This window comes from Streptomyces sp. NPDC001717, assembly GCF_042892775.1.
In the GTDB taxonomy this organism is placed as follows: Bacteria; Actinomycetota; Actinomycetes; order Streptomycetales; family Streptomycetaceae; genus Streptomyces.
Genome location: NZ_JBIAUK010000038.1, coordinates 23414 through 43068 on the forward strand (window position 1 = coordinate 23414; position 19655 = coordinate 43068).

A 19655-nucleotide genomic window follows, 5' to 3' on the forward strand; every position below is an offset into this window, starting at 1 on the left:
CTCTCCCTCGCGGTCACTTGTCGCGCAGCATGTACGGCTGGTTGGCGGTGATCTCGCCCTCGTAGGCCCCGATCAGCCCGTTGACCCGCTCCCGGTGGTGGGCCATCGGGCCGCGCAGGCTGTCGGAGTACGCCTGCGGGGCGTGCGACAGCGGGTAGTCGTACGACTCGTCCAGCCAGGACAGTTCGACCCAGTCGGCGGGAATGTCGTTGGGGGAGGCCGGGCCGCGCCCGTCCAGCGTCGGGATCACGTCGTGCTCGTTGACCAGGCTGATCACCCGCGTGGTGTGGTCGGCGGGCCGCTTGGCGTCGATCGGCGAGCCCACCGCGATCACGTGGGTGAGGCGGTACGTCGAGGAGAACACCGGGTCCGAGGCCAGGTTCATCGCGGTCAGTCCGCCGAGGCTGTGGCCGACGATCATCAGCTCGGATCCGGCCGGGACGCCCGCACGTTCCACGAGGTTGCGGACGGCGCGGGTGTAGGTGGTGTCGGTGCGCAGGCAGCCGTCGAACGCCCCGATCACGTCCTGGGGCGTGCTGTTGCTGAGCAGCGCGAAGCTGGTGCCGGGCAGCAGGAGCACGTGGCGTACGGACCCGTCGGCACACCGGACCCGGCGCAACAGGGCCAGTCCGTGGTTGCCGAGGGCGCCGATGTCGTTGACGTAGCTGACGATGTCGTTGCGGGAGGTCTCGAGGACCTTGGCCAGGATGGAGTCCGGCTCGGTCCGCTCGGCCCGCCCCGGCCCGGGGTTGAGGTATTTGATCAGGGAACTCGGCAGTCCCATGAAGGGGTCGGTGGTCGGGACCCCGCCGGCCAGGGTGACCCAGGAGAAGGAGTCGTTGACCGGGTTCTCGTCGAGGAGCCCGAGCAGGGCGAGGAGCTCCATCATGACGGGGCTCAGGGTGGTCAGGGCGCGGGTGATGCCCAGCCGTTCGACGAGCCCGCGCAGGGCCCGGAGTGCCTCGATCCGGTTCCCGGCCACCATGGCGTCGGTCAGGCGCCGGGCCGCCGGCGCCGCCAGGTTCGGGTGCTCGGCGGCGGCCGCCCGGATCCGGAGGGCGAAGGCGTCCACGGCCATGGCCACCTTGGCGGGCCGACGGTACGTCACGCTCCCGGCGAACCGGGCGAGTTCCCCGAAGAGGCCGCCGTTCGCCCCGAATCCGAGGCCGGCCGGGTTCGTCAGCGCCCTGGCGCAGGAGAACGCGGCATCGAGCGCCCAGGTGGGGCGGCGCAGGGCCGCCAGCCCGAAGAGCCGGCTGCCGAGGGCTCCGGTCAGCTCCGCGCCGGCCTGCCGCGCCGTCAGCGCCGCGTCGGCCAGCAGCACGGAGGCGGCGATCAGCAACTCGGCGTCGGTGCGGCCCGGTTCCGGCGGGACGGCGGGTTCGTTCTTCGCGGCGGCTTTCGGCTTCTGCCGCTCGGGAAGGCGCCGTGTCGCTTCGTCGACCACCTGAGGGGTCACGTCCCCACCTCTCGTCCGTGCGCTGATGTCGTCCGTGCGCTGGTTTCTTGATCGCGCACGCATGGTGGCACCGAACGGGGACCGCGGATCGCCGCTCCGGCGCCGCGCACCCGCGCCCGCCCGGGCACGGCCGCGGGTGGGGGCCGCGCGCCCGTGGGGCGGTCGGCGGCCCGCGGCTCCGGGGGCGGCCGATCTGCGGGAGGGGGTGAGCACGCCGTCCCCGTGTTGACACGGGGACGGCGGGCGGCGTCCCGATGGCCCGCGGCGGCGGCCGGTGCTTCACTGGAAGGCATGCCATTCGACCACTACGGCGTACTGGCCGGGACGCTGTCGCAGCACTTCCGCGACACCCCCGACGACGAGGGCGCCTGGTTCCACGTCAACCTCAGGGTGGACGCGCCCGACGGGCGGTACAGGTGCGCCGTGGACGTGGACAGCCACGACTCGGCGACGGGTGTGCGGTGGCGGTCCTTCACCGTGGACGCCTCGATGCTCGGGCCGGTGACCGCACTGGCGCAGGCGCAGGGCTACCACGAGCTGGCGCGCTCGTCCTCGTCCGGGGCGCTCGACTACCTGCGCCATCCGGCCCTGCGGGACCGCCCGGCGTGGCCCGCGTGGTTGCCGCGGGCGCTGCGGGACCGCCTCGACCGGTGGGTGCGACCGACGCGGCCGTGGCAGACGGGTTCCAATCTGGACGCGGCCCTGGCCCTCGAACGGATCCTGGAGCTCGGACGGCCGATCCTGGTCTTCGGCGAACCCTTCGACGCGGGCCTCGGCATGCACAACGTCCACCAGAACCAGGGCGACCCGTACGGCAGCGAATGGTGGCCCCAGAACGGCACCTGGCAGGACGGCGCGACCCTGACCCTGCGCCCCGACGGGCGCTGGGACGTTTTCCTGAACCGGTTCTCCACCCAGAAGGACCACACCGACTCCGACGGGCACCCCGTCTGAGGCTGTGCCACTGTTTCCTCATGACCGAAGGTTCGGCACCGTACATGCACCCGGCGCGGGTCACCGTCCTGGGGGTTCAGACCGGCAATCCGCCCTTCCGCATCGTGGAGGTCGACGGAGAGTTCGTCGGCAGGGCGATGTCCATGACGGACGTGCTGTTGATCGCCGCGGAGTTCGGGATCACCATCCACGACCTGGACGACCCCGACGAGGTCCGGTGGGTCGCGGGCGGCAAGTTCACCTGGAACCCACGCTGATCGTGCCGGTTCCTCAGCCCAGGCGGGCCGGGGAGGAGGCTCCCGGGGCCAGCAGGCGCGGGCTGCCGCTGCCGTCCGCGGGGACGGTCCACAGGTCCGTGCCGTCGGTGGCGCCCTCGGTGGGCAGGGCGTAGGCGAGGGTCCGGTCGTCGAGCCAGGCGGCCTGGTCGTCGACGCTGCGCTTCTCCGCGAGCGGCTGGTCGCGCAGGGTCTTCAGGTCCAGTACGTGTTCGCGCCACAGCGAAGCCCCGCGCTGCACCCGCTTCTTGTAGACGACGCGGGTCTCGTCCGGGGACAGGGACGGGCATTCGACGTTCTGCGCGAGGGTGGTGACGGTTCGGGCGGAGAGCGAGCCCCTGACCAGGTGGGTCTGGCCCGCGGTGGCGAGCGTGGCGTAGAAGGTGTCGTCGTCCTTGGAGAAGGTCACGCCCCAGAAGTTCACGTCGCCCGCGCTGTACTTCTTGCCGTCCATGAGGACGGTGAACTTCTCCAGGTCCGGTTCGAGCTGCCAGGTGGTGGTGTCCACGATGCTGGTGCGGGTGGAGAAGAACGCGGCGCCGTAGGACTCGCCCGCGACGAAGACCGTCCAGGCGGCGAACCGGCCGCTCGGGGAGACCCGGGCCCGGCTGGGGGTGCCCGCGAGGGGGAAGCTGTGGCGGGTCTTCAGGTCGGCGCCGACGATGATCGCCTGATTGTCCTGGGCGAGGGCGCCGGGCGTGGAGCGCAGGCACACGCCGGTGCCGGCGGCGGCGTGGAAGCGTTGGCAGCTGAGGTCCGAGGCGGTGCGTTCGCCCTCGGGGTCGTCGGCGGGGACGGAGGCGAGGGTCCCGCGGTGCGGGCCCTGCGCGGTGTTGAGCAGCAGCAGCGTGCCCGGCCGGCCCAGCGAGACCTGGCCGGCGGCGATGGCGGGGCCGCCCCGCCGCGGCTGCTCGGCGCGGTCGGCGGCGCGCAGCACCATCGCGGTGGCGGCTCCCCCGAGGAGCAGCACCGCCAGGGCGAGGACGAGCAGGCGGCGCTTGGGAGACAGCGTCATCGGGGGGTCCTCACGGGCGTCGGGGCGGGTCGGTACGAGGGGTGTCGCGCGGGTCGCGCGGGTCGCGCAGTACGAAGCCCGCGACGGCCGCGCAGCACAGCAGCCCGGCCGCGGCGGCGGCGAGCGCCGGGCCGGGACCCCAGAGGGACCAGGCGCCGCCGAAGGCCAGCGAGCAGGCGACCCGGGCCAGGGCCTGGCCGGTGCCGACGAGGGCGAGGCCGGTGCCCCGCAGCTCCCCGGGGACGGTGGCGGCGACGGCGGCGGGCAGGACGCCGTCGGTGGCCGCGTAGAAGACCCCGTGCAGGGCGAGGACGAGGTAGGGCAGGGCGGGCCAGGCGGGCGCCCAGAGGAGCAGCCCGTAGCCGGCGAGGAGCAGGGCGTGCCCGGTGAGGAACACGGTGCGCCGCCCGATCCGGTCGGCCAGTGCCCCGGCCGGTACGGCCAGCAGGAGGAACACCGTGGCGGTGCCGAGCGGCAGCAGCGGGAACCAGCGCGCGTCGAGGCCGGTGCGGTCCTGGAGGAGGAGGTAGACGAAGGCGTCGCTGACGGTGGTCAGCCCGAGCAGGGCGGCACAGACCGCGAGCGCGCGCAGCCGGGGCAGGCGCAGCAGCGCCAGTGCCTGCCGCAGGCCGACGGCGGGGGCAGCGGCATCCCCGGCGGCACCGGCCGGAGCGGGACCCGCCGGAGCGGCTCCGCCTCCGGCCGGACCGGTCCCCGCCGAGCCGGCCTGCCCGGGGACGGCCTGCGTGGCGGCGCCCCGCGCGGCGCGAGCCCGCCCGGGGCCCGCCTCCGTCGAAGGGGCCTGCGCGGCGCGAGCCCGCCCGGGGCCGCTCTTCGCGGTGCGCGCCTGCCCCGGGCCGGACCCCGCGGAACCGGATCCCGCCGGGCGCGTCCGCGGGCTGCGGCTCGGGACGAAGAGGACGAGTACGACCACGCCGAGTGCGGCCACGCACGCGCTGACGCCGAAGACCGCGTCGTAGCCGCCCACCGCCGCGCTCAGGATGAAGAAGGCGGCGAGGGGGCCGAGCAGGGCGCCCGTGGTGTCCATGGCGCGGTGGACGCCGAAGGCCCTCCCCTGTTGTCCGGCGGGGGTGGACAGGGAGATCAGCGCGTCGCGCGGGGCCGTGCGCAGGCCCTTGCCGGTGCGTTCCAGGGCGAGGACCACGCCGATCGGGCCCGCGCTGTGGGCGAGCAGCAGCAGCGGTTTGCACAGGGCGGACAGGCCGTAGCCGAGCCCGGCGATCAGCTTGTGGTTGCGGACCCGGTCGGCGAGGTGCCCGCCGGTGAGCTGGACGAGGGCGCTGACCCCGTTGTAGACGCCGTCCAGGGCGCCGAAGCCGAGCGGGCTCAGGCCGAGCCCCACGATCAGGTAGAGCGGCAGGACCGCTGTGACCATCTCGGAGGAGATGTCGGTGATCAGGCTGACGGTGCCCAGGGCGAGCACGGTCGAGGCCACCGCGGGGGTCCGTCCGGGGGCGGTGCCCGGCGCGGTCTTCGCCCCGTCGGCGGGGGCGGAGCGGTCCGCGAGGTACATGGTCAGGCGCTCCCCTGCCGGCTGCTCTCGTCCCGCAGCCAGGTGGAGAAGTCCCCGTCCCTGATGGCCTTGCGGGACCCCCGGCGGGCGGCGAGGGCCGCCACGACGAACACCACGACCCCGGGCAGCAGCCCCGGCCGCTCCCGCAGGACGGCGCGCAGATCCGCGGTGCCGGTGCGTGCGGACGGCGCGGGCGGCTCCTCCCCGGTGCGCTCGGCCGCCTGTACGCGTTCCAGCTCGGCGGAGGAGGTCGACGCGCGGACCTTCCGCTTGATCAGGTCGGACCAGGTGCGCGGCGGCCGGACGACGACCCGGGCCGCCTCGATCACGCTCCGCTCCCCCGGTCCGAAGGCCAGCGACGCCGCCAGGTCGTCCGCCATGAGCGGCGGCAGCGCGGCGATCCGCGCGTGCCCGGCCTCGGTCACGGCGATGACCCCCCGCCCGAACAGGCCCTCGCGGACGGCCGGGAGCCGCTGCCACACCCGGTAGTACGCCCGCACCGGCCAGGCGCAGCCGGCGAGCGGGATGTCCCGGCCGGGGGCGGCGGCGAGGAGCTCCGGGTTCCCGTCGAGGGCGGCGGTCAGGGCGCGTACGTCGGCGGCCCCGAGGATGACGTCGGCGTCCACGTAGAGCCGGGGGAAGCCGCGCGCGTGCTCGTCGCCGACCCGAAGTGCCGTGTGCTTGGAGGGAGTCGGGATGTCGACCACCCGTACGCGGGGGCCGCGGGCGGCGGCGACCCGCGCGGTGTCGTCCGTACAGCCGTTGCAGACGACGACGATGTCGTCCTCGCCGGGGTCCCTGTCTGCGGTATCGGCCAGGAGTGCGTCGAGGAGTCGGCCGATGACCACGCCCTCGTTGTGGGCCGGTATCACGATGCTGGTCACCCGGGCAGTATGCACGTTCGATCAACGGACTCGGGTGATTCCCCCAACTCTCCCCAGGCGTAGGCAAGGTGGTCTAGATTGAGCGCGCTGTAGCGGTTCGGTCGCCTGGGGGAACAAGCGGCCGGTCCGGGGGGCGGAAGCACGCGGTTTACGCAGCATCGGTTGTGGGGGGCCATCACCGTTGAGCAGGTCACGCACGGGACGCGCAGGCGTCCGGGCTGCCCTCGACGGCCCGTCCCTCCATCACACGCGTCCCGGCCACGAGTTGTCGACGCACCGTCAGGTGTGCGCGGAGGGAAGGGGAACGCTGTGAAGGACACCGCGAAGAACGCGGGGCGGGACGCCGTCGCCGCCGGCCGGGAGCCCGGGGCCGCGTTAGGCGTCGCCGTGGTCGGCGCGGGCTACTGGGGCCCCAATCTCGTCCGCAACTTCCAGTCCAGTCCCGCGTTCCGGCTGCGCTGGCTCTGCGATCTGAACGTGGACCGGGCCCGGCAGGTGCTCGGCGCGTACTCCACCGTCCAGGCCACCGCGGACTACGCGGCGGTCCTCGCGGACCCCGAGGTCGACGCGGTCGCCGTGGCCACTCCCGCGGGCACGCACCTGGACGTGGCGCTGGCCGCCCTGCGCGCCGGGAAGCACGTGCTCGTGGAGAAGCCCCTCGCCGCCACCTACGAGGACGGGCTGAAGCTCGTGCGGGAGGCCGAGGAGCGCGGTCTGACCCTGATGTGCGACCACACGTACTGCTACACGCCGGCGGTGGCCCGGATCCGCGACATGGTGCACTCCGGGGAGCTGGGCGACATCCAGTTCGTCGACTCGGTCCGGATCAACCTGGGGCTGGTCCAGAAGGACATCGACGTCCTGTGGGACCTGGCCCCGCACGACCTGTCGGTGCTCGACTTCATCCTCCCGGACCACGTCCGGCCCGTCGCGGTCGCCGCGCACGGGGCCGACCCGATCGGGGCCGGGCAGTCCTGCGTGGCCTATCTGACGCTCCAGCTCAGCACCGGCGCCATCGCCCACGTGCACGTCAACTGGCTCTCCCCGACGAAGGTCCGCACCACGATGGTCGGCGGGTCCAAGCGCACGCTGGTCTGGGACGACCTCAACCCCTCGCAGCGGGTCGCGGTGTTCGACCGCGGGGTGGACCTGACGGCGCCGCAGGAGATCGGCGTGGACGAGCGCCGCGACATGCTCGTCTCGTACCGCACCGGCGACATGGTGGCGCCCGCGATCGGCGAGAAGGAAGCCCTGCGCAGCATGGTGGAGGAGTTCGCCGACTCGATCAGGACGGGGCGCGCCCCGCTGACCGACGGCCGGGCGGGGCTGAAGGTCCTGGACATCCTCGAAGCCGCCTCGCGGAGCCTGGAGTTCCGTGGCGCGGTGGTCGGACTGCGCACCGGGCGTTGATCTTCGGCCCGGCTGCGGCCGGGCCGTTCGCACGACAGACGATGAACGATTCAGTGGGGGCAGGGCGTTGAGCAGCGTACGAGGCAAGAGGATTCTGGTCACCGGAGGGGCGGGGACCATCGGTTCGCACGTGGTGGACCTCCTGGTGGACAACGGGGCGCGCGAGGTCGTCGTACTCGACAACTTCGTGCGGGGGCGCACGGCCAACCTGGCCCGTGCCCTGCCGAGCGGTGTGGTGGAGCTCGTCGAGGGCGACATCCGCGACGTGGCCGCCGTGCGCAAGGCCACGGACGGCGCGGACCTGGTGTTCCACCTCGCGGCGATCCGGATCACGCAGTGCGCGGAGGAACCGCGGCTGGCGAACGAGGTGATGGTCGACGGCACGTTCAACGTGCTGGAGGCGGCGGCCGCGGCCGGGGTGGGCAAGGTGATCGCCTCGTCCTCGGCCTCGGTCTACGGGCTGGCCGAGACCTTCCCGACCACGGAGCGCCACCACCCCTACAACAACGACACCTTCTACGGTGCGGCGAAGGCCTTCAACGAGGGGATGCTGCGCAGCTTCCACTCCATGTACGGGCTGGACTACGTCGCGCTGCGCTACTTCAACGTCTACGGGCCCCGGATGGACATCCACGGCCTGTACACCGAGGTGCTGATCCGCTGGATGGAGCGGATCTCGGCGGGCGAGCCGCCGCTGATCCTGGGCGACGGCACCCAGACCATGGACTTCGTCGACGTCAGGGACATCGCGCGCGCCAACCTGCTGGCCGCCGAGTCCGACCTGACCGACGAGGTCTTCAACATCGCGAGCTCCACCGAGACCAGTCTGCTCCAGCTCGCGCAGGGCCTGCTGGAGGCGATGGACGCGGACGGCCTGGACCCGGAGCACGGCCCGGCCCGGGCCGTGAACGGGGTGACCCGGCGGCTCGCGGACACCTCGCGGGCCCGGGAGCGCCTCGGCTTCACACCGGAGATCGACCTGCGCACCGGGCTGCGGGACCTGGTGGAGTGGTGGCGGGCCGAGCGCGCCGCCGACGCCGCCGGCGCGGACGGCGAGGCCGGCCGATGAGCGCGCCCGAGCGGATCCCCGTCATGGTGCCGTGGCTGGGCGAGGAGGAGGCGAAGGCCGCCGCCGACGCGGTGCTCTCCGGCTGGGTCGCCCAGGGCCCCCGGGTCGCGGAGTTCGAGCGGGCCTTCGCGGAGCGCGTGGGCGCCGCGCACGGCATCGCGGTGAGCTCGTGCACCACCGCCCTGCACCTGGCGCTGATCGCGCTGGAGCTCGCGCCGGGCGACGAGGTGGTCGTCCCCTCGCTGTCGTTCATCGCCACGGCCAACGCGGTGCGCTACGTGGGGGCGACGCCGGTGTTCGCGGACGTCGAGGAGGCCACCGGCAACCTGACCCCGGCCACCGTCGACGCGGTCCGCACCCCGCGCACCAAGGCGGTGCTCGCCGTGCACCAGGGCGGGGTGCCGGCCGACGTGCACGCGCTGCGCACGGCCTGCGCCGACTGGGACCTGGCGCTGGTGGAGGACGCGGCCTGCGGGATCGGCGCGACCGTCGGCGGCAAGTCCGTGGGCCACGGGGCGCTGCTCGCGGCCTGGTCCTTCCACCCGCGCAAGGTGATCACCACCGGCGAGGGCGGCATGGTCACCACGGACGACGCCGAGTGGGCGCAGCGGTTGCGGCGGCTGCGCGAGCACGGGATGAACGTGTCCGCGGCGGACCGGCACGCGAGCGGCAAGCCGATCGTCGAGAGCTATCTGGAAGTCGGCTACAACTACCGTATGACCGACATCCAGGCCGCGGTCGGCCTGGTGCAGCTCGGCAGGCTGGACGAGATCGTGGCCCGGCGCCGGGAGCTGGCGGCCCGCTACACGCGGCTGCTGGCCGAGGTCCCCGGCCTCACGCCGGTGCGGGATCCCGAGTACGGCGAGGGCAACTTCCAGTCGTACTGGGTGCTGCCGTCGGCGGACTTCCCGGTCGGGCGGGACGCGCTGCTCGCGGCGCTCTCGGAGGCCGGCATCTCGGCCCGGCGCGGGATCATGGCCTCGCACCTGGAGCCGGCGTACGCGGGCCACGGCGCCGCACCGCTGCCGGTGACCGAGCGGATCAGCCGGGACTCGTTGATCCTGCCGCTGTTCCACACCATGACCGAGGCCCAGCAGGACCGGGTGGTGGCGGTGCTCCGCGAACAGGCCCGCGCATGAGCGGCGGCCGGCCGGACACCGAGGACCTGGTGATCGTGGGCGCCGGCGGTTTCGCGCGGGAGACCGCTCAGGCGGTTCGGGACGTGGCCGCCGCGGACCTGGCGTGGGGCCGCCGCCCGCGCTGGCGGCTCGTCGGGCACCTCGACGACGACCCGGCGCTGACGGGCCGGGAGGTGGACGGGGTTCCGGTGCTCGGCGGCTGCGAGGAGGTGCACCGGCTGGGCGGCGCCCGGGTGGTGGTCTGCGTCGGCAGTCCGCGCGACTACGCGGTGCGGGCGCGGCTGGTGCGGCGCCTGGGGCTGCCGGTGAACCGGTACGCGACGGTGGTCCACCCCACGGCGGTGGTGTCGGACAGCTCGATGCTCGGCGTGGGCACGGTGCTGCTCGCGCACGTCGTGCTGACCGCGTCCGTCCGGGTCGGATCGCACGTGGCCGTGATGCCGCAGACGGTGCTGACCCATGACGACGTGGTCGGGGACTTCACCACGCTCGCCTCGGGCGTGCGCCTCGGCGGCGGGGTGCGGCTGGGGCGCGGCGCCTACGTGGGTGCGGGTTCGCTGGTCCGCGAGTACGGAGTGGTCGGCGCCTGGTCGCTGATCGGCATGGGGAGCACGGTCCTGGCGGACGTGCCGCCCGGCGAGGTGTGGGCCGGGAGCCCGGCCCGCCGGCTGCGGGCCGCCGACGGCCCGGCCCTCGACGAACTGCGGGCCGATGGGGAGGGGACCGGCCTGAGGCCGGAGACACGGATGGGGAGTCACGTCGCATGAACCAGATACCGCTCGTCGACCTGAAGGCGGCGCACGCCGAGGTCGCGGACGAAGTACGCGCCGGGTTCGACCGGGTGCTGGCCGGTACCGCCTTCATCGGCGGTGAGGAGGTCGCCGCCTTCGAGCGCGAGTACGCGGAGTTCTCCGGGGTCGGGCACTGCGTGGGTGTCGCCAACGGCACCGATGCCCTGGAACTGGCCCTGCGCGCGAGCGGGGTGGGCGTGGGCGACGAGGTGGTGCTGCCCGCGAACACCTTCATCGCGACCGCGGGCGCCGTCGCCCGCATCGGGGCCCGCCCGGTGCTGGTCGACTGCCTGCCCGACTCGCTGCTGATGGACCCGGGAGCCGCGCTGGCCGCGGTCGGGGAGGCCACCCGCGCGGTGGTCCCGGTGCACCTGTACGGGCAGTGCGCCGACACGGCCGCCCTGGCCGCGGAGTTGCCCCCGCACGTCCGGGTCGTGGAGGACGCCGCGCAGAGCCAGGGCGCGACCCGCGAGGGCCGCTCCCCCGGCAGCGGCGGGATCGCCGCGACCAGCTTCTACCCGGGCAAGAACCTGGGGGCGTACGGGGACGCGGGCGCCGTGGTCACCGACGACGAGGAGACGGCCGCCCTGGTGCGGGCGATGGCCAACCACGGCGGTGTCGCCAAGTACCGGCACGACGTGACCGGGTTCAACAGCCGGCTGGACGGTCTGCAGGCCGTGGTCCTGCGGGCGAAGCTGGCCCGGCTGGCCGACGGGAACGCGGCCCGCAGGGCCGCCGCCGCCCGGTACGACGCCCTGCTGGCCGACCTCGCGGCGGCCGGCCGGATCACCCTGCCGGTCACGGCCGCGGGCAACGTCCACGTGTGGCACCTGTACGTCGTACGGGTCGCCGGGGCGGACCGGGACGCCGTGGTCGGCAAGCTGGGCGCGGAGGGCATCGGGGCGGGCGTGCACTATCCCGCGCCCGTCCACCTGACCCCCGCCTACCGTCACCTCGGTCACGACCGCGGCGACTTCCCCCACGCCGAACGGGCCGCGGACGGGATGCTCTCCCTTCCGCTGTTCCCGCAGATCACCGCTGCCCAACAGCAGCGGGTCGTCGACGCGCTCGCAGGCGCGCTGCGCTGACGCAAGAAGAGGTACAGATGAACAGACGGAGAAGGCTACTCCGGTACGGTCTCTTCACCGTGGTCGCCGCTCTCATGGCCACGGTCCTGCCGCCGTCCGCGGTGGCCACCGCGGCCGATCCCTGCGGCCCGGGGAGCAATGCGATCGTGTGCGAGAACTCCAAGCCGGGCACTCCCATGTCCGACTGGTTCGCACCCAGCGCCTACGGCGACATCAAGGGGTTCCCGGCCCAGACGAGCGTTCAGGCCGGCGAGACCGTGCAGTTCAAGATCCAGTCGTCGACCGCGTACCACGTCTCGGTCTACCGGCTCGGCCACTACGGGGGCAACGGGGCCCGCCTGATGTCGACCGCCGCGCAGGCGGCGCAGACGTATCCGGCGAACTTCGCGCAGGGCGGCAATCCCAAGAGCTGCACGACCAAGGCCTCCACGGGGCTGGTCGACTGCGGGAACTGGCCCGTCACCGCGACGTGGACCGTACCGGCGGACGCCGTCTCCGGCCTGTACATCGTCAACTTCGACCAGGCGGACGGCAACGGCGTGATGCCCTATCCGTTCGTTGTCCGCAACGACTCCAGCCACTCCGACATCGTGGTGCAGACCAGCGACCAGACCTGGCAGGCGTACAACAACTACGGCGGCCAGGACCTGTACGACGGCGCCGGGCCCGCCCCGGACGGGCGTGCGTACGAGGTCAGTTACAACCGGCCGATGGACATCGGCGGCGAGAACGGGATCTACGGCTCCGAGTACCAGATGGTCGCGTGGCTGGAGCGCAACGGGTACGACGTGAGCTACATGTCCGGGATCGACGTGTCGACCCGGGGTGCCGCGCAGCTCCAGAACCACAAGGTCTTCATGTCCTCGGGGCACGACGAGTACTGGACCCAGGACCAGTTCACCAACGCGCTGAACGCGCGCCGGGCCGGGGTCAACCAGACGTACTTCAGCGGCAACGAGGTCTTCTGGAAGACCCGCCTCGCCCCGAGCATCGACGGCGCGAACACCGCCAACCGGACGCTGGTCTGCTACAAGGAGACCAAGCTGTCCTTCCCGGTCCCGAACGGCGTGCCCGACCCGAGCGGGATCTGGACGGGCACCTGGATGGACCCGGCGAGCGGTACCAACGGGCGCACCTACCAGCCGCAGAACCAGCTGACGGGCTCGCTGTTCACCGTGAACGGCTACCGCGCCGACGCGATCACCGTGCCGGGCTCCTTCGCCAAGATGCGGCTGTGGCGAAACACCACCGTCGCGGCCCTGACCCCCTCCCAGACCGCCACGTTCCCGGTCGGCACCCTCGGCTACGAATGGGACAGCGACGTGGAGGACGGCTACCGGCCGCCCGGGCAGATCGCGATGTCGTCGACCACGGTGGACATCACCGACGGCAAGCTCCGGCAGGACTACGGGAACAACTACGGCAACGGCACCGCGACGCACAGCCTGGTCGCCTTCCGCGACCAGACCTCGCACGCCCTGGTGTTCGGGGCGGGCACGGTGCAGTGGTCCTGGGGTCTGACGAACATGCCCACCGGCAATCCGGACGACGCGGTGGTCACCGAGGACAAGCGCATGCAGCAGGCCACGGTGAACGTCTTCGCCGACATGGGCGTGCAGCCGAAGTCCCTGCAGGCCAACCTGGTCGCCGCGACGGCATCGACGGACACCGTCGGCCCCTCCGTCACCGTGACCAGCCCGGCGTCGAACGCCACCGTGCCGGCCCTGCGGCCCGTGACCGTCAAGGGCACGGCGAGCGACACCGGCGGCGGGGTGGTGGCCCGCGTGGAGGTCTCCACCGACGGCGGGACCACCTGGAAGGCGACCACGGGCATCGGCTCGTGGACGTACACGTGGACGCCCACCGTTCCCGGCGCGGTCCAGATCAAGGTCCGTGCGGTCGACGACAGCGTGAACATGGGCGCCACCACCACGGTGCCGCTGACCGTCGGTCCGCAGCAGTGCCCCTGCACCGTCTGGCCGGCCGCGACCGTGCCGGGCACGGTCAACGCCGGTGACGGCGGCGCCGTCGAGCTCGGCGTGAAGATCCGCTCCTCGGTGCCCGGTTCCATCACCGGCGTCCGCTTCTACAAGTCCCCCGCCAACACCGGCACCCACACCGGCAGCCTGTGGAGCAGCACCGGCCAGCGCCTGGCCACCGGCACCTTCACCAACGAGACGGCGTCCGGCTGGCAGCAGCTGAACTTCTCCTCGCCGGTGCCGATCAAGCCCAACACCACCTACATCGCCTCCTACTTCGCACCCCACGGCGGCTACTCCTACGACACCACCTTCGCCTCGTCCGACGCGGGCCTGGCCCCGTTCACCGCGTTGAAGAACGGCACCGACGGAGGCAACGGCGTCTACCGCTACAGCGGCACGGGCGGCTTCCCGAACAACGCGTCCTCGGGCAGCAACTACTGGGTGGACGCGGTCCTGGACACGGCCACGGCCAGTACGACACCGCCCACCGTCACCGGCATCTCCCCGCAGTCCGCGGCGACGGGGACGGCGATCACGGCGTCCGTGTCGGCGACCTTCAGCGGGGCCGTCGACGCGGACACCCTGGTGTTCACGCTGAAGGACTCCGGGGGCAACACGGTGCCGGGGACCAAGACGCTGCCGGCGTCGAACAGCGCCACCTTCACCCCGGCCGGCGAGCTCGCGCTCAGCACCACCTACACGGCGTCCGTGCAGGCCTCCGACCTGTGGGGCAATGCCATGGCCGCGCCGGTGACGTGGAACTTCACCACCAGCACGACACCGCCGACGGTCAACTGCCCGTGCACGCTGTGGACCGGCACGACGACCCCGAGCACCGCCAACGTGGGTGACGACACCAACTCCGTCGAGCTGGGCACCCGCTTCCAATCGGCGGTGAACGGCTACATCACCGGCGTCACCTTCTACAAGGGCCCCAACAACACCGGCACCCACACGGGCAGCCTCTGGTCCGCCAACGGCACGCTGCTGGCCACCGGCACCTTCGGCAGCGAAACGCTGACCGGCTGGCAGCAGCTCAAGTTCGCCACTCCGGTGGCCATCACCGCGGGGACCTCGTACGTGGCCTCCTACCACGCGCCGAACGGCAACTACTCCGTGGACGGCGGCTACTTCACGGCGGCGCACCGCTCCTACCCGCTGGTCGCCCCGGCCGACGGCACGGGCGGGGCCAACGGCCTGTACAAGTACGGCGCGTCCTCCACGTTCCCCACCAACACCTTCGGCTCGGTGAACTACTGGGTCGGTCCGATCTTCACCACCACCGCGCCCGCGACGCTCGCCGAGTCCGCCGCCCCCTCGGAGGTGTCCGGCCAGTGAGCACGGTCAGCGTGGTGATCCCCTGCTACAAGTACGGCCATTTCCTGGCCGACTGCGTCAAGAGCGTCCTGGACGAACAGGAGGGCGTCGACGTCCGGGTGCTCATCATCGACGACGCCTCGCCCGACGACTCCGCGGAGGTGGCGCGGGCCCTGGCGGCCAAGGACCCGCGGATCGAGGTGCGGGTCCACGAGCAGAACCGGGGCCACATCGCCACCTACAACGAGGGGCTGCTGGAGTGGGCCGACGGGGACTACGTCGCCCTGCTCTCGGCGGACGACCGGCTGGTCCCCGGCGCGCTGGTGCGTGCCGCGGCCCTGCTCGACGCCCACCCGGAGGCGGGCTTCGCCTACGGCAGGCCCCTGCGCTTCCGGCACGGCGGTCCGTTGCCCGCCGCCCGCACCCGGTCCACCGGGTCGGTGGTCTACCCGGGCCACTGGTGGCTGGAGCGCCGCTTCCGGGAGGGCACCGGGTGCATCACCTCGCCCGAGGTGGTGGTGCGCACGAGCCTCCAGCGCAAGGTCGGGGGCTACGATCCGGAGCTCCCGCACGCCGGTGACATCGAGATGTGGATGCGGCTCGCCGCCCACGCCGACGTCGGCTACGTCAGCGGCGCCGACCAGGCGTTCTACCGCGTCCACGGCAACAACATGTCCACCACGGACTTCGGCGGGCAGCTCGACGACCTCCGCCAGCGCCTCGTCGCCTTCGACTCGGTGCTGGAGAAGTGCGGCGGGCAGCTCCCGGACGCCGAACGGCTGTCACGGGCGGCGCGCACCCGGCTCGCCCGGTACGCGCTGCGGCGCGCCTACCGGGCGTACGACCGGGGGCGCACCGGGGTCGTTCCGGTGGACGAGCTCGTGGCGTTCGCCGCCGAGTGCCTGCCCGGCGGCTACACCGGGCTCGGCGAGTACCGGGCGCTGCGCCTGCGCCGGCGGATCGGGGCGCGGGTGATGCCGTACCTCCAGCCGCTCGTGCTGTCGGCCGTCGCCGAACGCGGGCGCGAGTGGCTGTGGTGGCGTTCGTGGAAGCGCCGAGGGATCTGATGACCCGTCCGTTCCATTCAGCTGCTCGCCCGTCGGGAACGGCGGGCGAGCAGCTGGTCGGTCCACAGGGCCACCGGCACTCCGGCCACCAGGGCCAGCAGGACCAGTCCGGCCAGTCCGCGGCTCTTGGTGCCGCTCTGCGCCACGGAGTTCGGCGGGACCAGGAGCGTGATGCTCATCCGCGCCGCCTCGGGTATCCCCTGCTGGACCTGGAGGTCCGTCAGGTGCTTCGAGTAGACCTCGATGATCTTCTGCACGGTCGCGTCGGCAGCGGCCGGCGCGGGCTTCTCCGCCTGGATCTGCAGGGAAGGGATCAGGTAGCGCGGAGTCACGCTGGTGCCGCTGTTGCGCGGGATCAGCCGGTAGGTTCCCTCGACCCCCGCGGCGCGCAGCTCGTCGGTTCCGGCACGCGACTCCAACTGGCGCACGGCCGCGTAGGACACGGCGGCGAGCGGCGGTTGCAGGTTGGCGAGCTGGTTCGGCTGGGTCCCGGTCACCGGGGGTTTGAGCACGACGATCGCCGAGCTCAGGTAGGTCGGGCTGGGGCGCAGCACCTGGAGGGCTCCTGCGGCCGCCAGCGCCATCGCCACGACCAGGACGTACCAGCGCCGGAGCAGCGCTCGGACCAACTCACCAGGCGACACACGATTCCTTCCGTTCCCCACGTCGTGATCGATCCTGTCAGGACACGTGTCGGCGCGCCATCAAATCCGGTAGCTCTCAGGGGTGTTCGTGACCATCGGTGAAATACTCGCGGTGCTCCGGCGCCGCTGGTACGTGATGGTGCCGATGGCACTGATCGGGCTGCTCGCGGCCGGCCATCTGTACCGTTCGGTGCCGGTGTCGTACCAGTCGCAGAGTTCGGTGGCGCTGATCGATTCCAAGGCGGTGGCCGAGCTGGCCCCCGCGTTCGGCAATCCCATCGCCAACGCGGGCGGGACGCTGGTCGTGACCGCGGACGTGCTGATCAGGACCCTGTCGGGGGCGGACGCCGCCCGGGACCTCCACGGCCTCGGGGTGACGGACCCGTACACGGTCTCCTTCGCCGCGAACGCCTCGGGTCCGATGCTCACGCTGACCGTCACCGGGACCGACCGGGAGAAGGTCCTGCGGGAGACGAAGATCCTCACCGAGTTCGCCGGGGAACAGCTCGGCGCGCTCCAGGCGGCGGCGAAGGTCGCGCCCGCGTACTTCGTCCAGACCACCCCGGTGGTGCTGCCGCAGATCCCGCGGCCCCAGCTCAAGACCCGCTACCAGCAGGTGTTGAGCGTCCTCATCATCTGCACCACGGCCGGGTTCGCGCTGTCCTTCGTGACCGAGACCCTGGTGGTGACGGTGCGCCGCAGGCGTGCGTCCGGGGTCGGCGGCGGGGTGCGCGGATGGCGCGCCCGCAGGCGGGCCCGGGGCCGTCAGCTGGACGCGGTCACGCTGCTCACCGGCTATCTGGTGCTGGCCTTCTTCATCCCGTCGAACATGACGCTGCCGGGGATGGGCGGTGTCGGTACGCCGGCCAACGTGTTCGCGCTGCTGGGCCTGTTCTGGTACCTGGCCGCGTGGATCACCGGCCGGATCCGGCCGGCTCCGGGCACCCGGCTGCCCCGGATGGTGATGCTGCTGCTGGCGGTCGCGGTGCTCGCCGCCTACCTGTCGAACGCGACCCGGGGCGCCTCCCGCAAGGAGCTCCTGGGAGCGGACCGCGGGCTGATCGGGTTGCTGGTGTGGGTGTCCCTGGTGGTGCTCGTCTCCGCCGCGATCCAGGACCGGGCGCGGCTCGACACGCTGCTGCGCCGGGCCGTGGTGATGGCGTCGGTGGTGGCCGCCATCGGCTTCTACGACTTCTTCGCCGCCACGAACATCGCCGACCAGATCAGCATCCCCGGCCTCTCGAACAGCGTCCCCCAGCTCGCCGCCATGGACCGCGGCGCCTTCACCCGGCCGCGCTCCACCACGGCGCACCCCCTGGAGTTCGGCGGGATGCTCGCCCTGCTGCTGCCGTTCGCCATCCAGCAGGCCTTCGATCCGGTGCGGGCGCACCTGAAGTGGTGGCGGCGCTGGCTGCCGGTGGTGCTGGTGGGCGGCTCGCTGCCGCTGACGGTGTCGCGGACCTCGATCATCGGCGCTTTCATCGTGGTGCTGGTGATGGTGCCGCGGTGGAAGCCGCAGCGGCGGTGGACCGCGCTCGGGCTGCTGCTGGGTTCGGTGGCCTGCTTCAAGGTGATCGTCCCCGGGCTGATCGGCACCATCACCACCCTGTTCGGGTCCTTCTTCGCCAACTCCGACAGCAGCACCCAGGCCCGTACGGTCAAGTACAGCGCGATCGTCCCCTATCTGGAGGGGCGGCCGTGGTTCGGGCAGGGGCTGGGGACCTTCATCCCCGAGCTCTACTTCTTCACCGACAACCAGTACATGCTGACACTGGCGGAGATGGGCTTCCTCGGGCTGGCCGCCCTCCTCGTCCTCTTCCTGACCGGGATCCACCAGGGCGGCGCCATCCGCCGGCTGGCCCGCGACGAGTCCGACCGGGAGCTCGGGCAGGCGTTCTTCGCCTCCGCCCTCGTCGCCCTGGTCAGCGCCGCCACCTTCGACGCACTCAGCTTCCCGATGTTCGCGGGGATGTTCTTCCTGACGATCGCCGCGGGCGGCAGTTACCTCGGCTTCATCCGGCGCGCGGCGCCGCAGCCACCGACCCTGGAGTCCTCATGCGGTTCGACAACCCAGCCCCCCGCCGCCCGGCCGGCGGTTCCGGTCCCGTAGCCGTCCTCGTCGTCACCTGGAACAGCGCCGCGGTGCTCCCGGAGTTCCTCTCCTGCCTGCCGGAGGCCATGACGGGGCTCGACTGGCGGCTCGTCGTCGCCGACAACGACTCGGCCGACGACACCGTGGAGGTGATCCGCTCGCTGGCCCCGGACGCGACGATCGTGCAGACCGGCCGCAACGCCGGGTACGCGGCCGGGGTGAACGCGGCGCTGGGTGCCGCCGCCGACTGGGAGGACGGGCCGCGGGCGGCGCTCGTCTGCAATCCGGACATCCGGATGCGGCCGGGCTGCGCCAAGCTGCTCGTGGACGGGCTCGGCGCGCCCGTGGGCGACGGCGACCGGGTCGGGATCAGCGTGCCGCTGCTGTACGAGGAGGACGGCCGCACCCTCGTGCACTCGCTGCGCCGGGAGTCGAGCGTGACCCGCGCCCTCGGGGAGGCGGTGATCGGCAACCGCCGGGCGGGACGCTTCCCCCACCTGAGCGAGCTGGTCACCGACTCCGCCGCGTACGAGCGGCCGACGCGGGCGGACTGGGCGACCGGGGCGCTGATGGCGCTGTCCGCGGACTGCCTCGCCGCCTGCGGCCCGTGGGACGAATCGTTCTTCCTCTACTCGGAGGAGACGGAGTACTGCCTGCGGGCCCGGGACCGGGGCTTCGTGACCCGTCTGGAGCCGGCGGCCTCGGCGACCCACCTCGGCGGGGACTCGCAGGTCTCGCCGCGCCTGTGGACCCTGCTGACGCTGAACCGGGTCCGGCTCTACGAGCGCCGGCACGGCCCGGTGGCGACGGCGGCGTTCCGGGCCGCCGTCCTGCTGCGGGAGACCTCGCGGGCAGCGCTCGGGCGCCCGGCGGCGCGCGCGGCCGCGGCCGCACTCGTCCGGCCGGGCGCCCTGCGCGCGACGCCGGGGCCCTGA

The 19655-nt window shown here is 72.8% G+C and carries 16 protein-coding genes; 11 read left to right on the forward strand and 5 right to left on the reverse strand.

Features of this window, described 5'->3' with window-relative positions; translation table 11 throughout:
- Positions 1–13 precede the first annotated feature (13 nt).
- Entirely contained in the window at positions 14–1459 is a 1446-nt protein-coding gene (locus tag ACFYZL_RS35845) for a hypothetical protein (protein ID WP_388684885.1), read from the reverse strand.
- Between the two features lie 291 nt (positions 1460–1750).
- Between ACFYZL_RS35845 and ACFYZL_RS35850 the strand changes: the two genes are divergently transcribed.
- Both ACFYZL_RS35850 and ACFYZL_RS35855 read left to right on the forward strand, forming a co-directional pair.
- On the forward strand, positions 1751–2413 hold the full coding sequence (locus ACFYZL_RS35850) for a DUF2278 family protein (protein WP_384744785.1): 663 nt from the start codon (positions 1751–1753) through the stop codon (positions 2411–2413).
- Between the two features lie 20 nt (positions 2414–2433).
- A complete protein-coding gene (locus ACFYZL_RS35855) occupies positions 2434–2670 on the forward strand; it encodes a hypothetical protein (RefSeq protein WP_384744783.1) in 237 nt (78 codons plus the stop codon).
- Positions 2671–2683: 13 nt separating this feature from the next.
- Here the strand turns inward: ACFYZL_RS35855 and ACFYZL_RS35860 are convergent, their stop codons facing one another.
- From ACFYZL_RS35860 to ACFYZL_RS35870, 3 genes are read right to left on the reverse strand one after another with little or no spacing between them, the layout of a single operon-like run.
- Entirely contained in the window at positions 2684–3697 is a 1014-nt protein-coding gene (locus tag ACFYZL_RS35860; RefSeq protein ID WP_384744817.1) for a TolB family protein, read from the reverse strand.
- 16 nt (positions 3698–3713) lie between these two features.
- On the reverse strand, positions 3714–5237 hold the full coding sequence (locus ACFYZL_RS35865) for an MFS transporter (protein WP_388684887.1): 1524 nt from the start codon (positions 5235–5237) through the stop codon (positions 3714–3716).
- Between the two features lie 2 nt (positions 5238–5239).
- The gene (locus tag ACFYZL_RS35870; RefSeq protein ID WP_384744779.1) at positions 5240–6121 is read right to left on the reverse strand and encodes a glycosyltransferase; all 882 of its coding nucleotides are present in this window, start codon (positions 6119–6121) and stop codon (positions 5240–5242) included.
- Between the two features lie 309 nt (positions 6122–6430).
- Between ACFYZL_RS35870 and ACFYZL_RS35875 the strand changes: the two genes are divergently transcribed.
- The 7 genes from ACFYZL_RS35875 (at position 6431) to ACFYZL_RS35905 (ending at position 15984) form a co-directional block, all read left to right on the forward strand.
- The gene (locus tag ACFYZL_RS35875) at positions 6431–7531 is read left to right on the forward strand and encodes a Gfo/Idh/MocA family protein (RefSeq protein ID WP_384744778.1); all 1101 of its coding nucleotides are present in this window, start codon (positions 6431–6433) and stop codon (positions 7529–7531) included.
- Between the two features lie 67 nt (positions 7532–7598).
- On the forward strand, positions 7599–8600 hold the full coding sequence (locus ACFYZL_RS35880; RefSeq protein WP_388684891.1) for an NAD-dependent epimerase/dehydratase family protein: 1002 nt from the start codon (positions 7599–7601) through the stop codon (positions 8598–8600).
- Entirely contained in the window at positions 8597–9739 is a 1143-nt protein-coding gene (locus ACFYZL_RS35885) for a DegT/DnrJ/EryC1/StrS family aminotransferase (RefSeq protein ID WP_388684892.1), read from the forward strand. Before ACFYZL_RS35880 ends, ACFYZL_RS35885 begins: the two co-directional genes overlap by 4 nt.
- Positions 9736–10506, forward strand: coding sequence for a NeuD/PglB/VioB family sugar acetyltransferase (locus ACFYZL_RS35890; RefSeq protein WP_388684894.1), 771 nt, complete (start codon positions 9736–9738; stop codon positions 10504–10506). The genes ACFYZL_RS35885 and ACFYZL_RS35890 overlap by 4 nt, the downstream gene beginning before the upstream one ends.
- Entirely contained in the window at positions 10503–11618 is a 1116-nt protein-coding gene (locus tag ACFYZL_RS35895) for a DegT/DnrJ/EryC1/StrS family aminotransferase (protein WP_384744771.1), read from the forward strand. The genes ACFYZL_RS35890 and ACFYZL_RS35895 overlap by 4 nt, the downstream gene beginning before the upstream one ends.
- A 17-nt stretch (positions 11619–11635) precedes the next feature.
- Positions 11636–14938, forward strand: coding sequence for a DUF4082 domain-containing protein (locus tag ACFYZL_RS35900; protein ID WP_388684897.1), 3303 nt, complete (start codon positions 11636–11638; stop codon positions 14936–14938).
- Positions 14935–15984 (forward strand): glycosyltransferase family 2 protein, encoded by a 1050-nt coding sequence (locus tag ACFYZL_RS35905; RefSeq protein ID WP_388684899.1) that lies wholly within the window; start codon positions 14935–14937, stop codon positions 15982–15984. Before ACFYZL_RS35900 ends, ACFYZL_RS35905 begins: the two co-directional genes overlap by 4 nt.
- A 17-nt stretch (positions 15985–16001) precedes the next feature.
- On the opposite strand, the gene ACFYZL_RS35910 is transcribed toward ACFYZL_RS35905, so the two are convergent.
- Positions 16002–16628 (reverse strand): hypothetical protein, encoded by a 627-nt coding sequence (locus tag ACFYZL_RS35910; protein WP_384744765.1) that lies wholly within the window; start codon positions 16626–16628, stop codon positions 16002–16004.
- Between the two features lie 88 nt (positions 16629–16716).
- Between ACFYZL_RS35910 and ACFYZL_RS35915 the strand changes: the two genes are divergently transcribed.
- Together ACFYZL_RS35915 and ACFYZL_RS35920 are read left to right on the forward strand one after the other, a co-directional pair.
- Positions 16717–18738, forward strand: a complete 2022-nt coding sequence (locus ACFYZL_RS35915; RefSeq protein WP_384744763.1) for an O-antigen ligase family protein — start codon at positions 16717–16719, stop codon at positions 18736–18738.
- On the forward strand, positions 18684–19655 hold the full coding sequence (locus ACFYZL_RS35920; RefSeq protein WP_384744761.1) for a glycosyltransferase family 2 protein: 972 nt from the start codon (positions 18684–18686) through the stop codon (positions 19653–19655). The genes ACFYZL_RS35915 and ACFYZL_RS35920 overlap by 55 nt, the downstream gene beginning before the upstream one ends.

What these genes read in the sequence shown, in the direction of transcription:
- ACFYZL_RS35865 (WP_388684887.1), bottom strand. Translation starts at nt 5,237, where the DNA reads ATGTACCTCGCGGACCGCTCCGCCCCCGCCGACGGGGCGAAGACCGCG.
- ACFYZL_RS35855 (WP_384744783.1), top strand. Translation starts at nt 2,434, where the DNA reads ATGACCGAAGGTTCGGCACCGTACATGCACCCGGCGCGGGTCACCGTC.
- ACFYZL_RS35920 (WP_384744761.1), top strand. Translation starts at nt 18,684, where the DNA reads ATGCGGTTCGACAACCCAGCCCCCCGCCGCCCGGCCGGCGGTTCCGGT.
- ACFYZL_RS35890 (WP_388684894.1), top strand. Translation starts at nt 9,736, where the DNA reads ATGAGCGGCGGCCGGCCGGACACCGAGGACCTGGTGATCGTGGGCGCC.
- ACFYZL_RS35850 (WP_384744785.1), top strand. Translation starts at nt 1,751, where the DNA reads ATGCCATTCGACCACTACGGCGTACTGGCCGGGACGCTGTCGCAGCAC.
- ACFYZL_RS35885 (WP_388684892.1), top strand. Translation starts at nt 8,597, where the DNA reads ATGAGCGCGCCCGAGCGGATCCCCGTCATGGTGCCGTGGCTGGGCGAG.
- ACFYZL_RS35895 (WP_384744771.1), top strand. Translation starts at nt 10,503, where the DNA reads ATGAACCAGATACCGCTCGTCGACCTGAAGGCGGCGCACGCCGAGGTC.
- ACFYZL_RS35900 (WP_388684897.1), top strand. Translation starts at nt 11,636, where the DNA reads ATGAACAGACGGAGAAGGCTACTCCGGTACGGTCTCTTCACCGTGGTC.